Annotated in this window: 2 rRNA genes; both read left to right on the top strand. The window is 55.2% G+C overall.

The features are described from left to right. Positions 1-79 precede the first annotated feature (79 nt). Positions 80-3,205: ribosomal RNA gene (locus AB0M01_RS39200) — 23S ribosomal RNA — on the top strand. A gap of 142 nt (positions 3,206-3,347) precedes the next feature. Further along, positions 3,348-3,465: ribosomal RNA gene (rrf, locus tag AB0M01_RS39195) — 5S ribosomal RNA — on the top strand. Positions 3,466-3,513: the final 48 nt, after the last annotated feature.

Raw genomic sequence — 3,513 nt, 5'->3', positions numbered from 1 at the left:
TATCCTGCCCGTATTTTGAGAACTGTATAGTGGACGCGAGCATCTTTGTAGCAATTTTATTGTTCCTTATGTATGTGTGTGACAAGCTACTAAGGGCAATCGGTGGATGTCTAGGCACCAAGAGCCGATGAAGGACGTAGGAGCCTGCGATAAGCCCCGGGGAGTTGGCAACCAAGCTGTGATCCGGGGGTGTCCGAATGGGGAAACCCAGCTGGCATTCTAAAGCCAGTTACCAGTTCCTGAACACATAGGGTTCTGGAGGGAACGCGGGGAAGTGAAACATCTCAGTACCCGCAGGAAGAGAAAACAATAGTGATTCCGTGAGTAGTGGCGAGCGAAAGCGGATGAGGCTAAACCATGTGCGTGTGATAGCCGGCGTGCGTTGCGTATGTGGGGTTGTGGGAGCATTCAGACACTAATGCCGTGGTGTCAGGGAGTTATAAATCGTTGTTGAAGCCGAACCGGTTGGAATGCCGGGCCGTAGTGGGTAATGGCCCCGTAGGTGTAAGACGGCGACTTCCGAGTGTTTTCCCGAGTAGCACGGAACTCTTGAAATTCCGTGTGAATCTGGCGGGACCACCCGCTAAGCCTAAATACTTCTTGGTGACCGATAGCGGACTAGTACCGTGAGGGAAAGATGAAAAGTACCCCGGGAGGGGAGTGAAATAGTACCTGAAACCGGTTGCCTACAATCCGTCGGAGCATCTCCTTGTGGGGTGTGACGGCGTGCCTTTTGAAGAATGAGCCTGCGAGTTAGTGGTGTGTGGCGAGGTTAACCCGTGTGGGGTAGCCGTAGCGAAAGCGAGTCTGAATAGGGCGTTTGAGTCGCATGCTCTAGACCCGAAGCGGAGTGATCTATCCATGGGCAGGTTGAAGCGCGGGTAAGACCGCGTGGAGGACCGAACCCACCAGGGTTGAAAACCTGGGGGATGACCTGTGGATAGGGGTGAAAGGCCAATCAAACTCCGTGATAGCTGGTTCTCCCCGAAATGCATATAGGTGCAGCGTCGTGTGTTTCTTACCGGAGGTAGAGCACTGGATGGTCTAGGGGGCTTACCGGCTTACCGAAATCAGCCAAACTCCGAATGCCGGTAAGTGAGAGCGCGGCAGTGAGACTGCGGGGGATAAGCTCCGTAGTCGAGAGGGAAACAGCCCAGATCACCAGCTAAGGCCCCTAAGCGATTGCTAAGTGGAAAAGGATGTGGAGTTGCCCAGACAACCAGGAGGTTGGCTTAGAAGCAGCCACCCTTGAAAGAGTGCGTAATAGCTCACTGGTCAAGTGATTCCGCGCCGACAATGTAGCGGGGCTCAAGCAATCCGCCGAAGCTGTGGCATTCACACTAGTACTCGGCATGGTCTTCGGACTGTGTCCAGGTGTGTGGATGGGTAGGGGAGCGTCGTGCAGCGTGTGAAGCAGCAGAGTGATCTAGTTGTGGATGCTGCACGAGTGAGAATGCAGGCATGAGTAGCGAATGACGGGTGAGAAACCCGTCCGCCGAATGATCAAGGGTTCCAGGGTCAAGCTAATCTGCCCTGGGTAAGTCGGGACCTAAGGCGAGGCCGACAGGCGTAGTCGATGGACAACGGGTTGATATTCCCGTACCGGCATTAACACGACCCGACCGAGGTCACTGATGCTAAGAACCGGAAGTACGGATGCCTTCGGGTTGATGTATGGACCGTTCGATCCTAGGTGGTATTAGGTGCACTGAGGAGTGACGCAGGAGGGCAGTCCAACCGCGGCGATGGTAGGCGCAAGCTGATCCGCGGGCAAGGTGGTAGGGCGAGGCATAGGCAAATCCGTGTCTCATTGAGCCTGAGAACCGAGGCGGACCCGTTCAGGGGAAGTGGATGATCCCATGCTGCCGAGAAAAACTTCGTAGTGAGTGTTAGAGCCGCCCGTACCCCAAACCGACACAGGTGATCAGGTAGAGAATACCAAGGCGATCGAGTGAACCATGGTTAAGGAACTCGGCAAAATGCCCCCGTAACTTCGGGAGAAGGGGGGCCGGATACGTTACATCACTTGCTGGTGGAAGCGTTGATGGCCGCAGAGACCAGGCCCAAGCGACTGTTTACTAAAAACACAGGTCCGTGCGAAGAAGTAATTCGATGTATACGGACTGACGCCTGCCCGGTGCTGGAACGTTAAGGGGACAGGTTAGCTGGTTTAGGCCGGCGAAGCTTTGAACTTAAGCGCCAGTAAACGGCGGTGGTAACTATAACCATCCTAAGGTAGCGAAATTCCTTGTCGGGTAAGTTCCGACCTGCACGAATGGCGTAACGACTTGGGCGCTGTCTCAACCATGGACTCGGCGAAATTGCATTACGAGTAAAGATGCTCGTTACGCGCAGCAGGACGGAAAGACCCCGGGACCTTTACTACAACTTGGTATTGGTGGTCGGTACAACTTGTGTAGGATAGGTGGGAGACTGTGAAGCTCGGACGCCAGTTCGGGTGGAGTCATCGTTGAAATACCACTCTGGTTGTTCTGGCTGTCTAACTTGGGTCCATTATCTGGATCAGGGACAGTGCCTGGTGGGTAGTTTGACTGGGGCGGTCGCCTCCTAAAAGGTAACGGAGGCGCTCAAAGGTTCCCTCAGCCTGGTTGGCAATCAGGTGTCGAGTGTAAGTGCACAAGGGAGCTTGACTGTGAGACAGACATGTCGAGCAGGGACGAAAGTCGGAACTAGTGATCCGGCGGTGGCATGTGGGAGCACCGTCGCTCAACGGATAAAAGGTACCCCGGGGATAACAGGCTGATCTTCCCCAAGAGTCCATATCGACGGGATGGTTTGGCACCTCGATGTCGGCTCGTCGCATCCTGGGGCTGGAGTAGGTCCCAAGGGTTGGGCTGTTCGCCCATTAAAGCGGCACGCGAGCTGGGTTTAGAACGTCGTGAGACAGTTCGGTCCCTATCCGCTGCGCGCGCAGGAGACTTGAGAAGGGCTGCCCCTAGTACGAGAGGACCGGGGTGGACGAACCTCTGGTGTGCCAGTTGTTCCGCCAGGAGCACGGCTGGTTGGCTACGTTCGGGAGTGATAACCGCTGAAAGCATCTAAGCGGGAAGCACGCTTCAAGATGAGGTCTCCCACCGAGTTAATCGGGTAAGGCCCCCAGTAGACCACTGGGTTGATAGGCCAGAGGTGGAAGCGCCGTAAGGTGTGGAGCTGACTGGTACTAATAGGCCGAGGGCTTGTCTCAACACCACTCTCGGGTGGTCATACATGAGACACAATATGCTGCGTAATGATGTTCGCGTTCACTGTACGGTTCCCGGAATACGGTCAACCCCCAACCAGGCAGTAGTGGTTGTGTGTGTGGTTGGTTGATATTTCTATAGAGTTACGGTGACCATAGCGTCGGGGAAACACCCAGTCTCCATTCCGAACCTGGAAGTTAAGCCCTTCAGCGCCGATGGTACTGCGACCGGGAGGTCGTGGGAGAGTAGGACGTCGCCGGACATTCACACTGTTAAGGGCCACCCCACACCGGGGTGGCCCTTAACATTT

The organism is Kribbella sp. NPDC051770 (assembly GCF_040681455.1).
Lineage (GTDB): Bacteria > Actinomycetota > Actinomycetes > Propionibacteriales > Kribbellaceae > Kribbella.
This window is presented reverse-complemented; position numbering and strand designations above follow the sequence as displayed.